Source organism: Streptomyces sp. A012304 (assembly GCF_026008495.1).
Lineage (GTDB): Bacteria > Actinomycetota > Actinomycetes > Streptomycetales > Streptomycetaceae > Streptomyces.
The window spans coordinates 51,814-71,594 of record NZ_BQUN01000005.1 but is presented as its reverse complement, the minus strand read 5'-3'; the positions used below and the strand labels follow the sequence as shown (position 1 = coordinate 71,594).

At 73.3% G+C, this 19,781-nt stretch carries 24 protein-coding genes; 12 read left to right on the top strand and 12 right to left on the bottom strand.

Annotation, left to right across the window (positions count from 1 at the left end; translation table 11 throughout):
* Positions 1-266: 266 nt before the first annotated feature.
* Entirely contained in the window at positions 267-554 is a 288-nt protein-coding gene (locus tag ALMP_RS02360) for a DUF1905 domain-containing protein (RefSeq protein ID WP_264924289.1), read from the top strand.
* On the opposite strand, the gene mgrA is transcribed toward ALMP_RS02360, so the two are convergent.
* A complete protein-coding gene (gene mgrA / locus ALMP_RS02355; RefSeq protein WP_309299415.1) occupies positions 544-1,536 on the bottom strand; it encodes an L-glyceraldehyde 3-phosphate reductase in 993 nt (330 codons plus the stop codon). The two genes, ALMP_RS02360 and mgrA, sit on opposite strands and share 11 nt — an antisense overlap.
* 125 nt (positions 1,537-1,661) lie before the next feature.
* Between mgrA and ALMP_RS02350 the strand changes: the two genes are divergently transcribed.
* Entirely contained in the window at positions 1,662-2,543 is an 882-nt protein-coding gene (locus tag ALMP_RS02350; RefSeq protein ID WP_264924287.1) for a LysR family transcriptional regulator, read from the top strand.
* Between the two features lie 25 nt (positions 2,544-2,568).
* The gene (locus ALMP_RS02345) at positions 2,569-3,084 is read left to right on the top strand and encodes a DinB family protein (RefSeq protein WP_264924286.1); all 516 of its coding nucleotides are present in this window, start codon (positions 2,569-2,571) and stop codon (positions 3,082-3,084) included.
* Here ALMP_RS02345 and ALMP_RS02340 read toward each other — a convergent pair.
* Both ALMP_RS02340 and ALMP_RS02335 read right to left on the bottom strand, forming a co-directional pair.
* Positions 3,066-4,130, bottom strand: a complete 1,065-nt coding sequence (locus tag ALMP_RS02340) for an adenosine deaminase (protein WP_264924285.1) — start codon at positions 4,128-4,130, stop codon at positions 3,066-3,068. The genes ALMP_RS02345 and ALMP_RS02340 overlap by 19 nt on opposite strands.
* 33 nt (positions 4,131-4,163) lie before the next feature.
* Entirely contained in the window at positions 4,164-4,559 is a 396-nt protein-coding gene (locus ALMP_RS02335) for a VOC family protein (protein WP_264924284.1), read from the bottom strand.
* Between the two features lie 164 nt (positions 4,560-4,723).
* On the opposite strand from ALMP_RS02335, the gene ALMP_RS02330 reads away from it, so the two are divergent.
* The gene (locus tag ALMP_RS02330) at positions 4,724-5,182 is read left to right on the top strand and encodes a pyridoxamine 5'-phosphate oxidase family protein (protein ID WP_264924283.1); all 459 of its coding nucleotides are present in this window, start codon (positions 4,724-4,726) and stop codon (positions 5,180-5,182) included.
* Positions 5,183-5,275: 93 nt separating this feature from the next.
* Here ALMP_RS02330 and ALMP_RS02325 read toward each other — a convergent pair whose 3' ends face one another.
* Genes ALMP_RS02325 through ALMP_RS02310 form a run of 4 tightly spaced genes read right to left on the bottom strand, consistent with a single transcriptional unit; the run spans position 5,276 to position 7,833 of the window.
* Complete coding sequence (locus ALMP_RS02325) at positions 5,276-6,190, bottom strand: aldo/keto reductase (protein WP_264924281.1); 915 nt, start codon at positions 6,188-6,190, stop codon at positions 5,276-5,278.
* 52 nt (positions 6,191-6,242) lie between these two features.
* On the bottom strand, positions 6,243-7,109 hold the full coding sequence (locus tag ALMP_RS02320; RefSeq protein ID WP_264924280.1) for a hypothetical protein: 867 nt from the start codon (positions 7,107-7,109) through the stop codon (positions 6,243-6,245).
* Positions 7,106-7,672: a sigma-70 family RNA polymerase sigma factor gene (locus ALMP_RS02315; RefSeq protein ID WP_264924279.1), complete on the bottom strand. Its 567-nt coding sequence runs from the start codon at positions 7,670-7,672 to the stop codon at positions 7,106-7,108. The genes ALMP_RS02320 and ALMP_RS02315 overlap by 4 nt, the downstream gene beginning before the upstream one ends.
* The gene (locus tag ALMP_RS02310; RefSeq protein ID WP_264924277.1) at positions 7,669-7,833 is read right to left on the bottom strand and encodes a hypothetical protein; all 165 of its coding nucleotides are present in this window, start codon (positions 7,831-7,833) and stop codon (positions 7,669-7,671) included. Before ALMP_RS02310 ends, ALMP_RS02315 begins: the two co-directional genes overlap by 4 nt.
* A 400-nt stretch (positions 7,834-8,233) precedes the next feature.
* Here ALMP_RS02310 and ALMP_RS02305 point away from each other — a divergent pair, with 400 nt between their 5' ends.
* On the top strand, positions 8,234-9,271 hold the full coding sequence (locus ALMP_RS02305) for an acyl-CoA dehydrogenase family protein (RefSeq protein WP_264924276.1): 1,038 nt from the start codon (positions 8,234-8,236) through the stop codon (positions 9,269-9,271).
* An 88-nt stretch (positions 9,272-9,359) separates the two neighbouring features.
* Here ALMP_RS02305 and ALMP_RS02300 read toward each other — a convergent pair whose 3' ends face one another.
* Entirely contained in the window at positions 9,360-9,560 is a 201-nt protein-coding gene (locus tag ALMP_RS02300) for a hypothetical protein (RefSeq protein ID WP_264924275.1), read from the bottom strand.
* A 177-nt stretch (positions 9,561-9,737) separates the two neighbouring features.
* Here ALMP_RS02300 and ALMP_RS02295 point away from each other — a divergent pair, with 177 nt between their 5' ends.
* Positions 9,738-11,108, top strand: coding sequence for a deoxyribodipyrimidine photo-lyase (locus ALMP_RS02295; protein ID WP_264924273.1), 1,371 nt, complete (start codon positions 9,738-9,740; stop codon positions 11,106-11,108).
* Positions 11,109-11,129: 21 nt separating this feature from the next.
* Here the strand turns inward: ALMP_RS02295 and ALMP_RS02290 are convergent, their stop codons facing one another.
* Positions 11,130-12,122 (bottom strand): nitronate monooxygenase family protein, encoded by a 993-nt coding sequence (locus tag ALMP_RS02290; protein ID WP_264924272.1) that lies wholly within the window; start codon positions 12,120-12,122, stop codon positions 11,130-11,132.
* A gap of 315 nt (positions 12,123-12,437) precedes the next feature.
* Here ALMP_RS02290 and ALMP_RS02285 point away from each other — a divergent pair, with 315 nt between their 5' ends.
* Complete coding sequence (locus tag ALMP_RS02285; protein ID WP_264924271.1) at positions 12,438-13,934, top strand: glycoside hydrolase family 6 protein; 1,497 nt, start codon at positions 12,438-12,440, stop codon at positions 13,932-13,934.
* 97 nt (positions 13,935-14,031) lie between these two features.
* Here ALMP_RS02285 and ALMP_RS02280 read toward each other — a convergent pair whose 3' ends face one another.
* A complete protein-coding gene (locus ALMP_RS02280; protein ID WP_375803414.1) occupies positions 14,032-14,976 on the bottom strand; it encodes a LysR family transcriptional regulator in 945 nt (314 codons plus the stop codon).
* 128 nt (positions 14,977-15,104) lie between these two features.
* On the opposite strand from ALMP_RS02280, the gene ALMP_RS02275 reads away from it, so the two are divergent.
* The 5 genes from ALMP_RS02275 to ALMP_RS02255 all read left to right on the top strand — a co-directional run bounded on the left by ALMP_RS02275 (position 15,105) and on the right by ALMP_RS02255 (position 18,007).
* Positions 15,105-15,800, top strand: a complete 696-nt coding sequence (locus ALMP_RS02275) for a type 1 glutamine amidotransferase domain-containing protein (protein ID WP_264924269.1) — start codon at positions 15,105-15,107, stop codon at positions 15,798-15,800.
* Between the two features lie 130 nt (positions 15,801-15,930).
* Positions 15,931-16,371 carry an SPW repeat protein gene (locus tag ALMP_RS02270; RefSeq protein ID WP_264924268.1) on the top strand — a complete coding sequence of 147 codons (441 nt, stop codon included), beginning with the start codon at positions 15,931-15,933 and terminating at the stop codon, positions 16,369-16,371.
* 110 nt (positions 16,372-16,481) lie between these two features.
* The gene (locus ALMP_RS02265) at positions 16,482-17,066 is read left to right on the top strand and encodes a GNAT family N-acetyltransferase (protein WP_264924267.1); all 585 of its coding nucleotides are present in this window, start codon (positions 16,482-16,484) and stop codon (positions 17,064-17,066) included.
* A 43-nt stretch (positions 17,067-17,109) separates the two neighbouring features.
* Positions 17,110-17,646: a hypothetical protein gene (locus tag ALMP_RS02260; RefSeq protein ID WP_264924266.1), complete on the top strand. Its 537-nt coding sequence runs from the start codon at positions 17,110-17,112 to the stop codon at positions 17,644-17,646.
* Between the two features lie 97 nt (positions 17,647-17,743).
* Entirely contained in the window at positions 17,744-18,007 is a 264-nt protein-coding gene (locus ALMP_RS02255) for a GlsB/YeaQ/YmgE family stress response membrane protein (protein WP_264924265.1), read from the top strand.
* Between the two features lie 72 nt (positions 18,008-18,079).
* On the opposite strand, the gene ALMP_RS02250 is transcribed toward ALMP_RS02255, so the two are convergent.
* Together ALMP_RS02250 and ALMP_RS44095 are read right to left on the bottom strand one after the other, a co-directional pair.
* Positions 18,080-18,856: a GNAT family N-acetyltransferase gene (locus tag ALMP_RS02250; protein ID WP_264924264.1), complete on the bottom strand. Its 777-nt coding sequence runs from the start codon at positions 18,854-18,856 to the stop codon at positions 18,080-18,082.
* A gap of 162 nt (positions 18,857-19,018) precedes the next feature.
* Positions 19,019-19,771: a chaplin gene (locus ALMP_RS44095; protein ID WP_309299414.1), complete on the bottom strand. Its 753-nt coding sequence runs from the start codon at positions 19,769-19,771 to the stop codon at positions 19,019-19,021.
* Positions 19,772-19,781 lie beyond the last annotated feature (10 nt).

The window sequence follows — 19,781 nt, the reverse complement described above, 5'->3', positions numbered from 1 at the left end:
CCGGTGCGGCCTCGCTTTCCGTGCGGCTCCTGTGGGGGGAACTGCCCCCTGTCGTTCGAGTATGTTGACTACTGAAACAGTGTCACCACGACTTTTTGGCCAGTCTCCTGGCATATTCGGCGCCACTCTTGGCCGAAAGTCAGCGACCCCTCTTCGCCCGGAATGTCCCCGCCGGGGAAGGCCGGGGTCGGGCCCGGCGATGAATTCCGCGGTGCGCGGCGGTCCATCCTGGGAAGAGCGGAAGACCGCCGCGAGCGGAGGACACCATGACCACGCCGCAGAGAGTGGAAGCGGAATTCACCGCGGTGCTGCGCAAGAGCCCGGAGAAGGGTGGCTGGACCTATGTCGTCTGGCCGGAGTCCGTCGACTTCTTCGGCACCCGCGGACTGGTCAAGGTCCGCGGGACGATCGACGGACATCCGTTCAGCAGCTCGTTCATGGCCCTCGGGGACGGCACCCACAAGCTCCCGGTCAAGGCCGAGGTGCGCGGGGCCGTCGGGAAGGAGGAGGGCGACGTCGTCACCGTCCGGCTGACGGAGCGGCTCAGCCGTTGATCACCGCGTCGATCCGGGCCAGCTCGTCCGCGTCGAAGTCCAGGTTGTCCAGGGCGCCGACGCTGTCCTCGATCTGCCGGGCGCTGCTCGCGCCGACCAGGGCGGAGGTCACGCGCCCGCCGCGCAGCACCCAGGCCAGAGCGAGCTGGGCCAGGGACTGACCACGGGACTTGGCGATCTCGTCGAGGGCGCGCAGCCTGGCCACCAGGTCCTCGGTGAGGGCGTCGGAGTTCAGGAAGGGGCTGTCGCTCGCGGCGCGCGAGTCCTCGGGGATGCCGTCAAGGTAGCGGGAGGTGAGCAGCCCCTGCTCCAGCGGGGAGAAGACGATGGAACCGACCTGAAGCTCGTCGAGTGTGTCGAGCAGGCCCTCGCTCTCGGGGCGGCGGTCGAGCATCGAGTAGCGCGGCTGGTGGATGAGGAGCGGGGTGCCCAGCTCGCCGAGGATGCGGGCGGCCTCACGGGTCTGCTCGGCCGAGTAGTTCGAGACGCCGACGTACAGCGCCTTGCCCTGCTGCACCGCGGAGTGCAGGGCGCCCATCGTCTCCTCCAGGGGCGTCTCGGGGTCCGGGCGGTGCGAGTAGAAGATGTCGACGTAGTCCAGGCCCATGCGCTTCAGGCTCTGGTCCAGCGAGGACAGCACGTACTTGCGCGAGCCCCACTCCCCGTACGGGCCGGGCCACATCAGGTAGCCGGCCTTGGTGGAGATGACCAGCTCGTCGCGGTACGGCGCGAAGTCCGCCTTCAGGAACCCGCCCAGCGCGGACTCGGCGGCGCCGGGCGGCGGGCCGTAGTTGTTGGCCAGGTCGAAGTGGGTGACGCCGAGGTCGAAGGCGCGGCGCAGGATGGCACGCTGGGTCTCGACCGGGCGGTCCGGGCCGAAGTTGTGCCACAGTCCGAGCGAGAGCGCGGGGAGCTTCAGGCCGCTGCGCCCGGTGCGCCGGTAGGGCATGGCCGAGTAGCGGTCGGGGTGTGCGGTGTACAACGCGACTCCATGAAGGGTTGGCACGGAAGATCGGTTCATCGGAACCGCATCCCACTCTGGCCCCACCTGCGGGTAGTGGTCCAACAGAAGAATCCGATGGAATTCAGCGGATAGGCTTCTCAATCATGGAACTGCGCCACCTCCAGCACTTCGTCGCGGTCGCCGAGGACCAGCACTTCACCCGGGCCGCCGAACGCCTGATGGTCTCGCAGTCGGGCCTGTCGGCGTCGATCCGGGCCCTGGAGCGGGAGCTGCGGGCCCCGCTGTTCGTGCGGACCACCCGCCGGGTGACGCTCACCGAGGCGGGCCGGGCACTGCTGGCGGAGGCGGAGCGGATCCTCGCGCAGGTGCGGGCGGCGCACGAGGCGGTGGCCGCCGTGCAGGGCGTGGTCCGGGGCACGCTGACGGTGGGCACCGAGCAGTGCATCGCCGGGGTGCATGTGGCGGGGCTGCTGGCCGCGTTCCGGCGGCGGCATCCGGATGTGGAGATCCGGCTGCGCCAGTCCGGCTCGGGCGCGCTCGCCGAGGAGGTGGCGGCCGGCCGGCTCGACCTCGCCTTCGCCTATCGCACGCAGGCCGACGACGACCAGCTGCGCTCGGCCCCGCTGGCCGGTGAGCCGATGTACGTGCTGTGCCATCCCGACCACCGGCTGTCCGGGTCGGCGGCGCTGACCCCGGCCGACGTCGCCTGCGAGGTGTTCGTGGACTTCCACCCGGACTGGGGTCCGCGCCCGGCCACCGACGCCGCCTTCGCCGCCGCTGGTGTCCGCCGTACGGTCGCCCTGGAGGTCAACGACGTGCACACCCTGCTGGACCTGGTGGACGAGAACCTCGGGATCGCCGTCGTACCGCGTCACTTCCGGCACAAGCGGGAGGCGCTGTGCGCGCTGCCGCTCAAGGGCACCGGCGAGGTGGTGTACGAGACGGTCGCCCTGCTGCCGCCGGAGCGGGCGACCAGTCCGGCGGCGCGGGCGCTGATGGCGCTGCTGGAATCGGGGGGCGGCTGAGCGGCGGGTGCGCGATGGTGGACCTATGCACGCCAAGGACATCCTCATCGACGGCTACGGCCGTATCCGGGAAGAGGTCCACGCCGCCGTGGAGGGCCTGGACGCCGACGACCTCAACGCCCGCCCGACCGCCGAGACCAACTCCGTCGCCTGGCTGGTCTGGCATCTCACCCGGGTCCAGGACGACCATGTGGCGGACGCCTTCGGGCTCGACCAGGTGTGGCTGTCGCAGGACTGGGCGAAACGGTTCGACCTGGACCTGCCGCGGCACGACACCGGCTACGGGCACAGCGCCGCGAAGGTCGCGAAGGTGCGGGTCGCCGAGGGCGGCCTGCTGACCGGCTACTACGACGCCGTGCACGCCCGGACCTTGACGGCGCTGCGCGGTGTGACGGCGGCGGACCTGGAGCGCGTCGTGGACGAGCGCTGGGATCCGCCGGTCACTCTGGGCGTACGGCTGGTCAGCGTCCTGTCCGACGATCTCCAGCACGTCGGACAGGCCGCCTATGTGCGCGGGCTGCTTCAGAGCGCGGCCGCGTAACCCGGCAGGACGACGTCCTCGATGAGGGCGTTGCGCTCGTCGAACGGGATGAAGGCGCTCTTGAGCGCGTTCACGGTGACGGTGCGCAGGTCCTCGACGGTCCAGCCGGCCTCCTCCACCAGCAGGGACATCTCACGGGTCATCGTCGTGCCGGAGACCAGACGGTTGTCGGTGTTGAGGGTGACCCGGAAGCCGAGGTCCTTCAGCGCGGTGATCGGGTGCTCGGCGATGGAGGTCGCGGCGCCGGTCTGGAGGTTGGAGGTGGGGCACATCTCCAGCGCGACACGGCGGTCGCGCACCCACCCGGCCAGGCGGCCGAGCTTGCCGTCGACGATGTCGTCGGTGATGCGCACGCCGTGGCCGATGCGCTGGGCGCCGCACACCTGGAGCGCCTGGTGGATGCTGGGCAGGCCGTGGGCCTCGCCGGCGTGGATGGTGAACGGCACGTTCTCGCGGCGCAGGTGCGCGAAGGCGTCGAGGTGGTCGGCGGGCGGGAAGCCGTCCTCGGCGCCGGCGATGTCGAAGCCGACCACGCCCGCGTCCCGGAAGGCGACCGCCAGGTCGGCGGTGGCCCGGGTGCGGTCGAACATGCGCATGCCGCACAGCAGGGTGCCTACACGGACGGGCGTACCGGCCGCGGCCGCCTTCGCCATGCCGGCCGCGAGGCCCTCCTGGACGGTCTCCACGACCTCGGCGAGAGTCAGCCCGCCGTTCAGCATCAGCTCGGGGGCATAGCGGACCTCGCCGTAGACGACGCCGTCGGCGGCCAGGTCGAGGACGTACTCCTCGGCGGTGCGCAGCAGGCCCTCACGGGTCTGCATCACGGCGAGGGTGTGCTCGAAGGTGGCTATGTAACGGACCAGGTCGCCGGAGTTGGCGGCCTCGAAGTACCAGGCGGCCAGTTCGTCCGGATCGGTGGTCGGCAGGGTGTGTCCGACGGCCTCCGCGAGCTCGACGACGGTGGCGGGGCGCAGGCCGCCGTCCAGGTGGTCGTGGAGCACGGCCTTGGGGAGGCGGCGGAGGGTGTCGATGCGGGGCGCGGTCATGGCGTGGTTCCTCGGCAGGGGTGGTTCGGTGGATCAGGCGGTGGCGGGCTGGAGCAGGTCCCAGCGGTTTCCGTACGGGTCCCGGAAGACGGCGACGGATCCGTACGCCTCATGGCGGGGCTCCTCCAGGAAGGTCACGCCCGCGGCGAGCATCCGGGCGTGGTCGCGGGCGAAGTCGTCGGTGTGCAGGAAGAAGCCGACGCGGCCGCCGGTCTGGTCACCGATCCTGGCCCGCTGGGCGTCGCCCTTGGCCCGGGCCAGGAGCAGCCCGGTCCCGGCGCCCTCGCCGCCCGGCCGCACGACGACCCAGCGGGAGCCGTCGGGCCGCGGCTCGTCCTCGACGAGGCGGAAGCCGGCGGCTTCGGTGTAGAAGCGGATCGCCTCGTCGTAGTCGTCGACGACGAGGGTGACCAGGGCGATGTGTGCCATCGGTGCCTTTCGGAGCGTGCGATTGACGGGAGAGGTTATACGTAAAACTTCCCAGACGCCAGTTCGGGCCCGGGCTTCGGGGGGTGGCCTAGGTCGAGGGTCGGTCGGGGGGTCGGTCCGCGGCCCGAGGCGCGGTGTCCGTCCGTGCCGTTAGCGTCCCGGGCATGGAGATCACCAAGCCGCCTCGAACCGCCGCGCAGCGCAAGCACGACGTCCTGGGACGCCTGGAGCGGGAGATGGACGTGTGGGTGGCCTCGGCGGACGCCGAGGGGCTGCCGTGTCTGGTCGCGCTGTGGTTCGTGTGGGACGGGAAGCACCTGTGGCTGGCCACCCGGCCCGCCAACCCCACCGGCCGCAACCTCCGTGACGGCGGACGCGCCCGACTGGCCTTCGGGGACACCCGGGACGTGGTCCTCATCGACGGCGCCGTGGAGATGTTCACGGCGTCCGAGGTGCCGTCGGCGGCGGCGGACGCGTTCCACGCGAAGACCGGCTGGGACCCGCGCGCGGACCCGGCACCGTACGCGTTCTTCCGGGTGCGGCCGTGGGCGGTGCAGGCTTGGTGCGAGTCGCGGGAGCTGCCGCGTCGGCACATCATGCGGGACGGGGCGTGGATCGTGTGAGCCCGGCGCGGGCCGGCCGGAGGGCGCGGCCCGCACGGCCGCCCTGCGGTGGCCGCCATCAGCTCGGCCGCGTGGCCCCGCGGTGGGTTTCCGTCAGCTCGGCGGAGTGGCCCTGCGGTGGGCTTCGTTCAGCCGGTTCAGCTCCTCGGGGGTCAGGCGCAGCGCGCCGGCGGCCACGTTCTCGGTGAGGTGGTCGGGGTCGCCCGTCCCCGGGATGGCCAGCACGTGCGGGCCGTGGGCCAGGCTCCAGGCCAGCCGGACCTGCGCGGGGCTCGCCCCGTGGGCGGCGGCCACCGCGAGCACCGCCTCGTCGTGCGCGGTGGTCGCGCCCTGCGGTCCGGCCTCGCCGGCGATGGCGTAGAAGGGCACGAAGGCGATGCCCTGTTCGCCGCAGATGCGCAGGAGTTCCTCGGTCCCGGGCCGGTGGTCGCCCAGCCCGTAGCGGTTCTGGACGCTCACCACCGGGGCGATGGCCCGCGCCTCGGCGAGATGGCGGGACTCGACGTCGGAGACTCCGAGGTGGCGGATCAGGCCGGCCTCGCGCAGCTCGGCGAGGGCTCCGAAGTGCTCGGCGATCGAGTCCTGGCGCATCCGGCGCAGGTAGACGAGGTCGAGATGGTCGACGCCGAGCTGGCGCAGGTTCTCCTCGACGTGACCGCGCAGGTCCTCGGGGCGGGCCGAGGTGCCCCACTCCCCCGACCAGTCGCGGAACGGGCCGACCTTGGTGGCGATGAGCAGGTCGTCCGGGTACGGCGACAGCGCGCTGTTGATCAGTTCGTTGGCGGAGCGGAGGGAGGAGAAGTAGAAGGCGGCCGTGTCGATGTGGTTGACGCCGAGGTCGATCGCCTTGCGCAGGACGGCGATCGAGCGCTCCCGGTCGCTCGGCGCCCCGAGGTGGAAGGCGGCGCTGCCCGTCAGCCGCATCGCGCCGAGACCGACGCGGTTGACGGGCAGATCGCCCAGGGTCCAGGTGCCCGCGGAGTCCGCGGTGATCGCGTGGGTGGTCATCCGGGGAGTCTCGCACGCGCCGCGGGCACCGGGACGGGCAGCCGCGGGCGGCTCAACAGGCCACGGTCTCCTCGCACTTGCGCAAAGCCTCCTGGACGTCGCGGCTCCATTCGCGGACCGTCCAAGGGGTGGCCGACGAGACCGTGTGCACGGCCGGCTCCCGGCGGGCGGGCAGCGCGCCGGACCGGGTGCGCCGGCGCTCGGCGGCGGGCCGGGTGCCATGGGCGACGACCTCCTCCACGATGTCGGCCAGATCACCGTCGGGCAGGGGCAGTTCCAGGTCGTCGTCGACGAAGCCGACCACGGCCGGCACGTACTCCACCAGCGCCCGCAGCGCCTTCGGCAGCCCCTTGCGGCCGCGTCGCAGGGCGGTGAGCACGTGCAGGGCGGTGGCGATCTCCAGTTCGGTGGCCTCCCGGTTCAGCGTGGCGGGGGTGATCTCCGTGTGCCGCAGCCACCAGTCGGCCTCCTCGTCCTCCCCGACCGACCGGTGGTGCAGGTAGAGGCAGTACGAGGAGACGGTGTCGGAGGCGCCGGCACCGTACTGCCACCAGAAGCGGGCGCTGTCCTCGCAGCCGGCCAGGAAGAGCAGGGCACCGAGGATCCGCGCGCCGGACGGCTCGGGCAGCGCGCTGCCGAGGAAATTGCCGAGGCCGTGCAGGGCGCCGGCGCGGGTCAGGAGCGCCTCGCACAGCACCCTCAGGTCCCGGGCCGCGGGGTGGGGCCGTGCGGGACGGCGGGCCGCCAGGGCGTGCCGGGGGCAGGCGGAGGCCGTGGGCTCGTCGCCGCCGCGGGCCGCGACCCGGGCGGCGACGCGGGCCTCGGCGGCCTCGATGTCCGCGTGGCTGTAGGGGGCCATGGGCACCAGACGCGCCCCTGCCAGCAGGCGGTCGATGTCGTTCGTGGTGTCGAAGGTCATGAACGCTCCGCCTCCTCCTTGGCGCACGATGCGTAGATCTCCCGCAGCCGGCGTTTGGCGTAGCGCTCGATGGAGCGGACCCCGGCTTCGGTGATGCCCAGGTGGAACGCCACCTCGGCGGTGCTGCACCCCTCGCAGTAGCGCAGCCGGATGACGTCGCGCTGCCGCTCGGGGAGGTCGGAGATCGCGCGGAACAGCCGCAGGTTCTGCTCGATCACCTCGAACGCGTCCTCGGCGCCCTGGAGGGTCACCGTCTCGAAGACGGCGGTGTCCATGAGGGTGGCGCGCCGGCCGCGGGCGCGGGCGTGGTCGATGACGCGGTTCTTCATCACCCGCCAGGCGTAGGCGGCGGGGTTCTCGGTCCGGAGTATCTGCGCCCAGTCGCGGGCGAGTTGGACGAAGGCCTCGTCGACGGCCTCCTCGGCGTCCGCGCGGCAGCGCAGACAGCGCTCGGCCTCGCGGACGTAGATCGGGCGATGCATCTGGTGGAAGGCCGTGAAGTCCAGCGGCAGCTTCTCCGCCGCCCGGGGTTTTCCGGCGGGTCGCAACTCCTCCTGGGTCACCGATCGCCTCCCGGGAGCCGGTGATCCATCTCCCGGACGCCGACCCGCACGAGTGCGGCGACGACCCGGCGCGCGAGGGCGACGGCGGCGGGTCCGAAGACCCGCAGGGCGAGCAGGGACAACGCCACGTCCCGGGCGAGCTGTTCGAACTGGTCGTTCACGGACCCTTCGGTCCTCTCCGCTGGCTGTTCGGGGCCCTTGAGCCCCGGAAGGCGACGGTTACACCTTCTGCCCCCACGGCGTCCGGCGGTGCCGTTTCGTGCATGCCGGATTCGAAAGTCCGCCGGAATTGGCCGTTTCGGACTACGGACCTTGTCGTTCCGGACTAAGAGCCGCGCCTTTGCTGCCACTTGGCGGACTACTTCCGTCCGCTCCTGCCCGCGTCCGCCCACCGCCGGGCTCTCAGCCGATCACGGGCCCAGCGGTTCACCGGCTCAGCCGCCAGTGGTCCTGGCCGAGCGGGGTGAGGTAGGTGGACGACGGGTTGGACTTCGACGTGGTCACGGAGCTGGCTCCGCACCGCTCCCGACCTCGACGGACGGGTCCGGGAGAATCGCGGGCATGACCGCACCGCACCTCCTCGTCACCCGCGCCCGCCACCTGGCCGACACCCTCCTCGCACCCCACGCGGAACGCGTCGACCAGGAGGGGGTTCCCGCGAGCCACCTCACGGAGATCAGGCGGTCGGGCCTGCTGGGGCTGAACGCGCCGAAGGAGTACGGCGGTGCGGCGGCCCCGGCGGAGGTGGTGCGCGAGACGGCGGAGATCCTGGCCGGGGCCTGCTGCTCGACCTGGTTCGTCCAGACCCAGCACCACACGCCCGTGCTGACGCTGGCGCGGAGCGAGGGTCCGGTGCGCGACCGGCTGCTGGGGCCACTGGCCCGGGGAGAACTGCTGTCCGGGGTGGCCTACGCCCATCTGCGGGCGTACCCGCGCGTCCCCGTCCGGGTGACCCGGGAGCGGGACGGCTGGCGGTTCGACGGGACCGTGCCCTGGTACACGGGGTGGGGTCTGAACGACGTGATGCTCCTCGCCGGGGTCACCGACGCCGGCGAGGCCCTTTTCGCCTTCACCGAGTCGCGGGAGCAGCCGGGTCTGCGCGCCTCACGGCCGCTGCGCCTGGCGGCCCTCACCGCCGCCCGCACGGTCTCCCTGGACCTGGACGGCTTCCGGCTGCCCGAGGAGGCGGTGGCCCTGCGCACGCCGCTCGACCGGTGGGCGGCGGCGGACCGCACCAAGGCGGTGAGCGCCAGTCCGGCGGTCTTCGGTCTCGCGGAGGCCGCCCTGACCCTGCTGGACGAGGACACGGCGGCCCCGTTCCGCGCCCGCCTGACCGAGGTCCGCGGCCGGGCCTACGCCCTGGCCGACCACCCGGTGCCGGACGAACGCCTGGAGGAGCGCCTGTCGCTGCGGATCCAGTCCTACGAGCTGCTGCGGGCGGCGACCACGGCGGCGGTGGTGGCCGGCGGCGGCCGCTCGATGCTGCTGACGAGCAGGGCCCAGCGCCTGGCGAGGGAGGGACTGTTCCTCCTGGTGCAGGGTCAGACCCCGGAGTCCCGGGCGGCGCATCTCGACGCGCTCACGGGTGGCCCGCGCTAGGCGGTGTGCCGTGGATCAGGCCGGCTCCGAGTGGCGGTGACTTCCGACCGGCGGCACGATGTGCGGGGCACCCTGGGCCCCGGGCGGGTCACTCCTCGTCGCCCGACCGCACCACGACGAGGAAGGCGTCCGACTTGAGGTCCATGACCACGGTCGCCGGCAGTCCCTCGGCCCGCCGCCGTGCCGCGTACTCCTCCGCCGGCCACGATCCGCGCGGAGCTCCAGCGGGAAAACGCTCCAACACCCTCGCGCCCATAGCGGTCGGCACCTCCTGTCGTATGACGGACATTTCCCGTACAGGTCGTGTGCCCCGGATCGGCCTGGACATGTTCATGTTTCACCCGCCGGGGCTCACCCGTCCGACCGAGGGATCCGCACCCGCGCCGGGCGCGGCGGCACCGGGGCGGAACGCGGTCCGCGGTACCGAAGCAGGTGTGCCGCCACCGCTCGTCCGAAAGTCAGCGCCATGAACGTCTCGCTGGTCCTGTACACCTCCGACCTGCGTCTGCACGACCATCCGCCGCTGCGCGCCGCCCTCGACTCGAGCCGGGAGGTGGTCCCGTTGTTCGTGCGCGACCGGGCCGTGGACGGCGCCGGGTTCGCCACGCCCAACCGGCTGGCGTTCCTCTCCGACTGCCTGCGCGACCTGGACGCGGGCCTGCGGCGGCGGGGCGGGCGGCTGGTCCTGCGCTCGGGCGACGTGGTCGCCGAGGTGTGCCGGGTGGCCGCCGAGGCGGGGGCCGGCGCGGTGCACCTGGCGGCCGATGTGAGCGGGTACGCGCAGCGCCGGGAGGAACGGCTGCGGCACGCCCTGGCGGCCCAGGGCGTGCGGCTGCACGTCCACGACACGGTGACGACCGTCCTGGCCCCCGGTGCGGTGACCCCGTCCGGTGCGGACCACTTCGCCGTCTTCACGCCGTACTTACGCCGCTGGTCGGGCGAGACCCCGCGCAAGCCGCTCGGCGCGCCCCGGACCGTACGGGTGCCGGACGCTGTCGGCTCGCTGGAGCCGCCCTCGTACCGGGGGGAGTCGCCGGGACTGGGCCCGGGCGGTGAGGCGGAGGGCCGCGGACGGCTGACCGCCTGGCTGCGCCAGGGGATCTCCGCCTACGAGGACCGGCACGACGACCTGGCCGGTGACGCCACCTCCCGGCTCTCGCCCCATCTGCACTTCGGCACCGTCTCCCCCGTCGAACTCGTGCACCGGGCGCGCGCGGCGGGCGGCCCGGGCGCCGAGGCGTTCGTACGGCAGCTCGCCTGGCGCGACTTCCACCGCCAGCTGCTGGCGGCCCGCCCGGAGGCGTCACACGCCGACTACCGGAGCCGCGGCCACCGGTGGCGGACCGAGCGGACGGCCCGGGCGGACATCGAGGCGTGGCGGGAGGGCCGTACCGGCTGTCCGGTGGTGGACGCGGCGATGCGGCAACTGCGGCACGAGGGGTGGATGCACAACCGGGGCCGGCTACTGACCGCGAGCTTCCTCACCAAGACGCTGTACGTCGACTGGCGGATCGGCGCGCGCCACTTCCTGGAGCTGCTGGTGGACGGGGATGTGGCCAACAACCAGCTCAACTGGCAGTGGGTGGCGGGGACGGGCAGCGACACCCGGCCCAACCGGGTCCTCAACCCGGTCGCGCAGGCCAAGCGGCACGACCGGGACGGGGCGTACGTGCGGCGGTGGGTGCCCGAGCTGGCGGGGATCGGGGGTCCGGCGGTGCACGAGCCGTGGAAGCTGCCGGACGCCGAGCGGGCGGCGACCGGCTATCCGGATCGGATCATCGAGCTGTCGGAGGGGCTCGCCCGGTTCCGACGGGCCGCGAGCGTCCAGGACCGCTGACGGGGAGCCACGCTCGGGCTACTACTGGGGCGTCCCCGCGGGGCGCGGCGGTCCGGTGGCATCGGTGATCCCGCGCAGGACGCGCTCCGCGTCGGCCACGATCCCCCGCACGATCTCGGCCGCCGGGAGGACGTCGTGGACGAGGGCGGCCGACTGGCCGGTGAACGGCAGGAACTCGTGCCCCCGGCCGGACAGCACCGCCTCCACCAGCCGTGGCCCGGCCTCGGCCGGGTCCACCCGTTCGGGATGCGCTTCGAGCTCGTCGAGGAAGGGGGTGCGCAGGGTCCGGGGCCGGCCCGGGTGGCGGCCGGGGCGCGAGTACGGGGGCAGGACCCTGTCGCCGTGCCTCAGCTTGACGGTGTCCGTCGCCCCGGCCGCGACGATCCGCTGTTTCCATTCCTCGGCGATGCCCATCTCCACCGAGGCGAGCAGCCGCGTTCCGAGCACGACTCCCTGCGCGCCGAGCGCCAGCGCGGCCGCCAGACCCCGGCCGTCGGCGATCCCGCCCGCGGCGACGACGGGAATGTCCCCCGCGATGTCCACCACCTGCGGAACCAGCACCATGGTGGCCACCTCGCCGCCGTTGCCGCCCGCCTCGCCGCCCTGGGCGACGATGACGTCCGCCCCCGCCCGGACGGCCTCCTCGGCCTGCTCCACGTCCATGACCTGCTGGATCCACAGGATGCCCGCGTCGTGGGCGCGTGCGACCAGGTCGGCGGGGACGCCGAGATGGAAGGAGATCGCGGCGGGGCGCTCCTCGATCGTCGCCCGGAACGCCTCCTCGTTCAGCGGGCGCAGCGTGTGGTTGACGGCGAACGGGCGGTCGGTGAGCTCCCGCATCCGCGCCCATTGGCGCCGCAGGTCGGGCAGCGGACGCACCGCCGTCCCGAGGCTGCCCAGGGCCCCGGCGCCGCACAGCGCCGCGGCCAGCTCGACCTGCTCGAAGGGGCCGTACGGCGCGCCGATGACCGGCACGTCCACGCCCAAGAGGTCGCACAGAGCGGTCCGCAGCATTTCGCCTCCCGTCGGTGCCTGATTCGAACGGACATGCCCTCGTCGGTCGAGGGGGCCTGTCCGCGCCCATCCTGCACCGCCGACGCCACGGCCGCAGCGCGGGACCGGGCGTCCCGTCCCGGCCACGACGGCACGAGGTATGGTGCACATCACAACTCCAGCCGCCCGATGGCCGCGTGATCCACTGTCAGGGGATCATGAGGCGTTGGTCCGTGCGTTCGCCGATCGGCCGTACGGAAGGGGGACCTTCCTCGGGCGTGGCTCCGTGTCGTTTCCCGGCCGGCCCCCTCACGAGTGAAGAAGGACCCTTTCTCCATGATCATGAGATCCGGGCTGCTGCGGGCGGCCGCCGCCCCCGCACTGGCCCTCGCCCTCCTGACGCCCACCGCCCCGTCCGCCGTCGCGGCCGACCCCCAGCCGGTCTACGGCGAGCTGGCGGCCAACGGCACCTTCGCCGCCGGCACCACCGGCTGGTGGTCCTCGGGCGCCGCCATGACCGCCACCGGCGGAGAGCTGGTCGCGAGCGTCGACGGCGCAACGGCCGACCCGTGGGACGCCATCGTCGGCCAGGACGCTCTCCGGTTCCGGCCGGGCGTCAGGTACACGCTCTCCTTCGACGCCCGGGCCTCCGTGGCGGCGACACTGCGCGCGACCGCGCAGCTCGGGGGCGAGCCGTACACCGCGACACTGGACCGGACCGTCGCCCTGACGACCACCTCGCAGCGCTTCTCCTGGACGTTCACCTCCGGGATCGACACCACGACCGGGGCGCTCAACTTCCAGTTGGGCGGGCAGCCGGTGCCCACGGACTTCGTCCTCGACAACGTGTCCCTGACCACCTCCACCGCCCGCGAGGGCTTCTACACCGACCCCGACAACACCGCGGCGACCTGGGTCGGCGACAATCCGCTGGACCCGCGCGCCGCCAGGATCAAGGCCTCCGTCGCGGACCACAACACGGTGAAGTGGTTCGGCGACTGGGACGCCGACGGCGACCCCACGACCGCGATCCGGACCGAGGTGTCGAACTACGTCGGCGCCGCCGCCGACCAGGGCCGGCTGCCCGTGCTGGTCGCCTACAACATCCCCGGCCGGGACTGCGGCGGGGCCTCCTCCGGCGGCGCCGGGTCCCCCGACCTGTACAAGGCGTGGATCGACCAGTTCACCCAGGGCATCGCGGGCCGTCCGGCGATCGTCGTGCTGGAGCCGGACGCGGTGGCCCAGGCCTCGGACGACGCCTGTATGAAGGGCACCGCCGAGCAGCGCTTCGACATGCTCTGGTACGCCACCCAGCACCTCCAGCAGCAGGGCCCGTCCGTGCGGACGTACCTGGACGCCGGCAACGCCACCTGGACGCTGGGCGCGGACCTCAGCGGCACGCAGGGCATCGGCCTGGAGCGGATGGCGTACCTGCTCAACCGTTCCGGGATCTCCATGGCGCGCGGGATCTCGGTCAACGTGTCCAACTTCGACGACACCCCCGTCTCCGATGACTACGCGGCGCGGCTCACCGCCCGGCTGCGGTCCGATTTCGGCGTCACCAGCCGATGGGTGGTCGACACCTCCCGCAACGGCAACGGCGGCTGGGTGGTCCCCGGCTCGCCCGACAGCGGCCACGTGGGCTTCTGCAACCCGCCGCAGCGCAGACTCGGCGTGACCTCCCGGGCCGGCAGCGCCGGTGGGGCCGAGTACCAGCTGTGGATCAAGAACCCGGGCGACTCGGACGGCGACTCGGACCAGTGCCCGGCGGGCTCCCCGCCGGCCGGCCGCTTCTCCCCCGACCTGGCCGAGGCCCTGATCGACGGCGCCTGAGCAGCCGCTCCAACGACGGGTGCCACATCCCCCGGCGGGGCGTCCGCCCGGCCGGGGAGCCCGGTGCCGTCGTCGCCGTCGTCGGGAGCCGCGTGTCTCACCAGGTCCGGGCGTCGGCCAGCAGGGCGTCGCGGACGCGGGTGACGTCGGGGTTGTCGACGGTGCCGGGGCGCTGGACGAGGAAGCCCGTGTTGATGGGCGCGTCGTCCGGTTCGTGGAGCGCGACCAGGGTGCCCGAGGCCAGCTCGTCCTGACAGAGGTAGCGGGGCAGCACGGTGAAGCCGGCGCCGGCGGTCACCACGGCCAGGACGCCCCGCAGGTCCGGGACGGTCACCGCGGCGACGACCGACAGCCGCCGCCCGAAGACGTGCCGCCAGTAGCGGCGGGCGATCGGCAGGTCCTCCGCGTAGGAGACGAGCGGCACGGAGTGGAGCGCCACGGGCAGCTCCGCGGCCGGTCTCCCCCTGAGCCGCTCGGCCCACAGCGGGGCGGCCACCAGGACGAACTCCTCGTCGGTCAGGGGCACCGAGGGCAGTGCCCGACCGCGCGGCCGGGCCGTGGCGATGACCAGGTCGTGGCGCCCGGCGCGCAGTTCGTCGAGCAGCGCGTCGGTCAGGCCGGTCGCCACCCGCAGCCGCAGACCCTCCGCGACCAGAGGCGCGAGGGCGGGCAGCGCGCGCGTGCACAGCAGCTCGGCGGGCCCGGCGAGGTGCACCGGGTCGGCCCGGCGGGTCGCGGTGAGGTCCGGGCCGGCCACCGCGGCGAGTTCGTCGAGCGGCCCGGCGACGGAGGCCGCGAGGGCGTCCGCCACGGCCGTCGGCGCGACCCCCCGGGGGAGCCGCTCGAACAGTTCGCGTCCGGTCTGCCGCTCCAGGGTGCGCATCTGGGTCGTCACCGTGGGCTGGGACAGGCCGAGGAGGTGCGCGGCACCGGTGAACGAGCCCGAGCGGTACACCGCCAGGAAGGTGCGCAGCAGGTTGAGGTCCAGGTGAGGGGCTTGCTCCACCGGACCGAGTATCCCCTCCCGCGTACCCGGCGGCATTGGCGTTCCCATGCCTGCCATTGGTATCCCCATTGGTTTCCCATGCCGACGACGGCGTAGGTTCGAGAACACCGACCCGTTGACGCCCCACTCACGGAGCGTCAGGAACGACACCTCGGAGACACACCATGGCCAAGATCCTCTTCGTGATGACCGGCGCCGACCACTGGACGCTCGACGACGGCACCCTGCACCCCACCGGCTTCTGGGCCGAGGAGGCCGTCGCCCCCTGGGAGGCGTTCCGCGCGGCCGGTCACGAGGTCGTCGTCGCGACGCCCGGCGGTGTCGTCCCGCCGGTCGACAAGGGCAGCCTCGCCGCCGAGGCGAACGGCGGGCAGGAGGGCGCCGACCGGGTCGCCGCCGCGCTGGCCGGGATGACCGAACTCCAGCACCCGATCCGGCTGGAGGACGTGGACCTCGACGACTACGCGGCCGTCTTCTACCCGGGCGGCCACGGCCCGATGGAGGACCTGGCCGTCGACGCCGCCTCCGGCCGGCTGCTGATCGACGCGCTGGACTCGGGCAAGCCGCTCGGCGTCGTCTGCCACGGCCCCGCCGCGCTGCTGGCGGCGGTGACGGAGGACGGCTTCAACGCCTTCGCGGGCTATCGGGTCGCCGCCTTCACCAACGCCGAGGAACTCCAGGCGGGCCTCGGCGAGCGGGCCAAGTGGCTGCTCCAGGACCGGCTGACCGAGGTCGGCGTCGAGGTGGTGGCGGGTGAGCCGTGGGCGCCGCAGGTGGTGGTCGACCGCACCCTGGTCACCGGCCAGAACCCGGCCTCCTCGGCCCCCCTGGCCACGGAACTCCTGAAGCGCCTGGGCTGACCGGCCGATGTCCGTCTCACTGCGCTGACCTCTACACATAAAGGCCAAATAAGCGCAGAATGAACATGCGCGGCGCTTACCGCACACCGCACCAGACGCGGTCAGGCCTGCAAGTCAAAGGAGACGAGTCATGGCCAACGTCTCGCCCACCAGAGGCGATATGTCGACTCACCCCGATGTTCCCGAGATGCGGTCTCGCTACGACCGGATGCTCGGTGGTCGTGATGTGGCGCTCGTGGACGGACCGGTGTTCCTGCTCGGTCTGTACTGCGCCGTATCCCCGTGGATCCTCCACTACACCGCCAGCCAGCCCGCGCTCATGACGCACAACCTGATCGTCGGCATAGCGATCGGTCTGCTGGCGCTCGGGTTCACCGCGGCCCCCGCCCGCATGTACGGCCTGAGCTGGGCCATGTGCGCGCTGGGCATCTGGATGATCATCGCCCCGTGGGTCGTCGGCGACAGCCCGGACGCCGGTGTCGTCGTCAACAACATCATCATCGGTGTTCTGGCCCTGATCCTCGGGGCGATGTGCGCCGGTACGGCGGCGAAGAGCGTCCCCAGGTCGTAACCATCCCCCGCGCCGGAAAGGCGGCCCGGCCGGCCCGGCCCCTCGGGCCGGCCGGGCCGCGTCCGCGTCCGCCGCGCCCCCTCGCCCCGGACCGGTGGCAGGATCGACTCATGGAAACCGACGGGACGTTCACCCTGCCCGCGACGCTCCGCCTCGAAGGGGACGGCATCGTCCTGCGCCCGTGGTCGGACGACGACCTCGACGACCTGGTCGCGATGTACGACGACCCGGAGATCGCCCGGTGGACCCCGGTGGTCTCGCCGTTCGACGCACGAGCGGCCCGCGCCTATCTCGACCGGGCCCGGGCGGGCCTGGCCGAGGGGCGCGGGGTGCAGCTCGCCGTCACCACCGACGGCCGGCGCCCCAAGGGCGAGGTGCTGCTCTTCCGCAGTTCCTCGGACGGCCGGGACGCCGAACTCGCCTACGGCGTGGGAGCCGCCCACCGGGGGCAGGGACTGGCCGGGCGGGCGGTGCGGCTGGTCGCCGAGCACGCCGTGCGGGTACTGCGCCCACGGCGCGTGGTGCTGTGCGTCGAGGCCGGGAACGCGGCGAGCGAGGGTGTCGCGCGCTCGTGCGGTTTCGCCCTCACGGACGAGCCTGCCGTGCGGCGCTCGCACCAGGACCGGGACGTCCTGCTGCGCACCTGGGCCCTGCGCGCGGACACCGGCCCGGAGAGCCGGCCCGGCCCCGGATGAAAAGCGCTGGTCCGCCCTCCGGGCCGGCTGCCACGATGACCGGATGCAGCATTCGGAAGCCCTGCTCATCGGCGGACGCGCGGGCGTCGGCAAGACGACCGTCGGCTGGGAGGTATCGGCCCGGCTGCGCGCCGTCGGCGTACCGCACGCGGTGATCGACGGCGACTACATGGGCCAGGTCCATCCGGCGCCCGAGGGCGACCCCACCCGGACCGCGATCGCGGAGCGCAACCTCACCGCCGTATGGGGGAACTACGCCGAGCTCGGCTACCGGCGGCTCGTGTACACGAACACGGTCTGTGTGCTGGACGACCTGACGGGCTGCTTCCGCCGGGCCCTGGGCGACGGGGTGCGGCTCGTGCGGGTCCTGCTCACCGCCACCGACGAGACCACCGAGCGGCGGCTGGCGGGGCGGGAGCTGGGCTCGGAGTTCGACAGCGAGCTGGCCGGGAGCCTCCGCAAGGCGCGGATGCTGGACGCGCGGGCGCCCGCGGACACCGTCCGGGTGGCGACCGACGGACGTTCGGTGCCCGACATCGCCGAAGAGGTGCTGGCCGCCACCGGCTGGGGCACCGCGTAGCCGCAGCCGCGACCCACGTCCCGAGGGGCGGAACGGACTGTCCCGCCCCTCAGCGGGCAGACGCGGACCAGCGGGGTCCTGAGGAGGAGGGGCGAGGATGGAGATCGACGGCATCATCAGTGCCATATTCATCGGCATCGTCATCGGCGTGCTGGGCCGGCTCGTCGTGCCCGGGCGCCAGCGCATCGGCGTGCTGTGGACGATCGCCGTCGGCATCGTGGCCGCGCTGATCGGTTCGGCGGTCGCCGCGGGCCTGGGCGTGGCCGACACCGACGGGGTCGACTGGGTCGAGTGGCTGATCCAGATCGGCCTGGCCGCGCTCGGCGTCGCCGGCCTGGACCGGGCGAAGGCCCGCCGCTGACGGGACGGCCCTGAATCCCGTCCGCGAGGTCAGGACAGCCGGAGTCGTGGACAGACGAGGGCGACCAGGGGCCTAGGGCACGTACACGTACGGCGTCGTCGTGCTCAGTGCGGCGAAGCCGAGCCGCTGGAGGATGGGCCGGCTCTGGTCGGAGGCGTCGACCTGGAGGTAGCGGTACCCGCGGTCGGCGGCGGCGCGGGCGCGGTGGGCGACCAGGGCGCGGTAGATGCCGCGGCCGCGCCAGCCCTCGACGGTGCCGCCGCCCCACAGGCCGGCGAACCGGGTCCCGGGCACCAGCTCCATGCGCGCCGAGCTCACCGGCTCGTCCCCCGCGAGGGCCACGACGGCGACGACGGTGTCCGGATCGGCGGTGAGACGGGCCAGCATCTGGTGGCGCAGCCGCGAGGCGTCGGTGCCGAACGCCTTCTCGTGGACGTCGGCCACGAGTTCCACGCCGGCCCGGTCGGTGACCGGCACGACGCGGACGCCGTCGGGGAGTTCGACGTCGAGGAGCAGATCGCGGGTCTCGCCGATCATCAGCGTCTCCTCGGGCTCGGGCGTGAACCCGGCCGCCAGAAGCCGCTCGGCGAGGTCGGCCGGCCGGTCGTGGCCGTAGACCTTCCACTCGAAGTCGAGGCCGAGCCCGGTGAAGTGGGCGATCTGCTCGGCGATCGCCGCGTCGGCGTCGGCCGGATCGAGGTCGTACCACAGGACGCCGTTCCAGCCCTGGGCGGAGCCGACCTGGCGGACCAGGCTCCCGATGTGTTCCACACGGGCGTCGGGGCCGTCGGGACGGGCGCCTTCGCGCATGTCCCGGTCGTAGAGGGCGAGTACCGCGGCATGATCCATCCGCCCACTCCAGCACGCCGAGCGGCGCGCCTCAAAGCGATTAACGCCCATGACGGCCCGCGCCGGCCGGGCGACGCCCCAGGAGAGGCCGCGGGCCCCCCGCCCGGTGACAGGGGACCCGCGGCCGTCGTCCCGGGGCGCTTCAGCCGCGCCCGGACCCGCTCAGCCCTGCGCTCCCGCCCGGAACCGCCGGTACAGGACGGCTCCGCCCAGGACCAGGGCCGCACTGCCCGCCAGGGCCGGGATCATGGCGTCCGCTCCGGTGTCGGCCAGGGCGGACGTCGTCTCGGAAGTCGGGGCCGGCGCCGTGACCGCCCGAGCCGGAGCGGGGGCCTGCGGCGCGGGGGCCGTGACCGCCCGAGCCGGAGCGGGGGCCTGCGGCGCGGGGGCCGCGGGCATCGGCTTCGGCTCGGGGCGCGACGCGGTGGGCGGCGCCGGCTCCGCCGGCGGCACGGGCTCGGGCTCCGAGGGCGACTCCGGCTTGCCGGAGTCGTTCACGGACTGGTTGCCGAACGCCGGGTTCAGGATCGCGACGACGTCCACGCTGATGCCGGTGGCGTTCACCGGGACGTCGACGGGCACCTGGGCGCCGTTGCCGGAGACGACACCCGGCGAGTCGGTGGAGATGCCGGACGCCTCGGCGCCGCTCCCGGGCTCCTCGGATGCGGCGGCCCCGCCCTTGTCGGCGCAGCTGTTGCCGAAGGCCGGATTCAGCACGCCGACCACGTCCACCGTGTTGCCGCACAGGTTCACGGGGATGTGCACCGGCGCCTGCATCGTGTTGCCGGAGATCACTCCGGGCGAACCCGCCGCCACTCCGTTGGCCGCCGAGTCGGCGAACGCGGGCATCGTCACGGCCATCGCGCCCGAGGCGGCGGCGACGGCGATCACACCGTTTCGGGTAACCCGTCTCATGGGGTCCCTG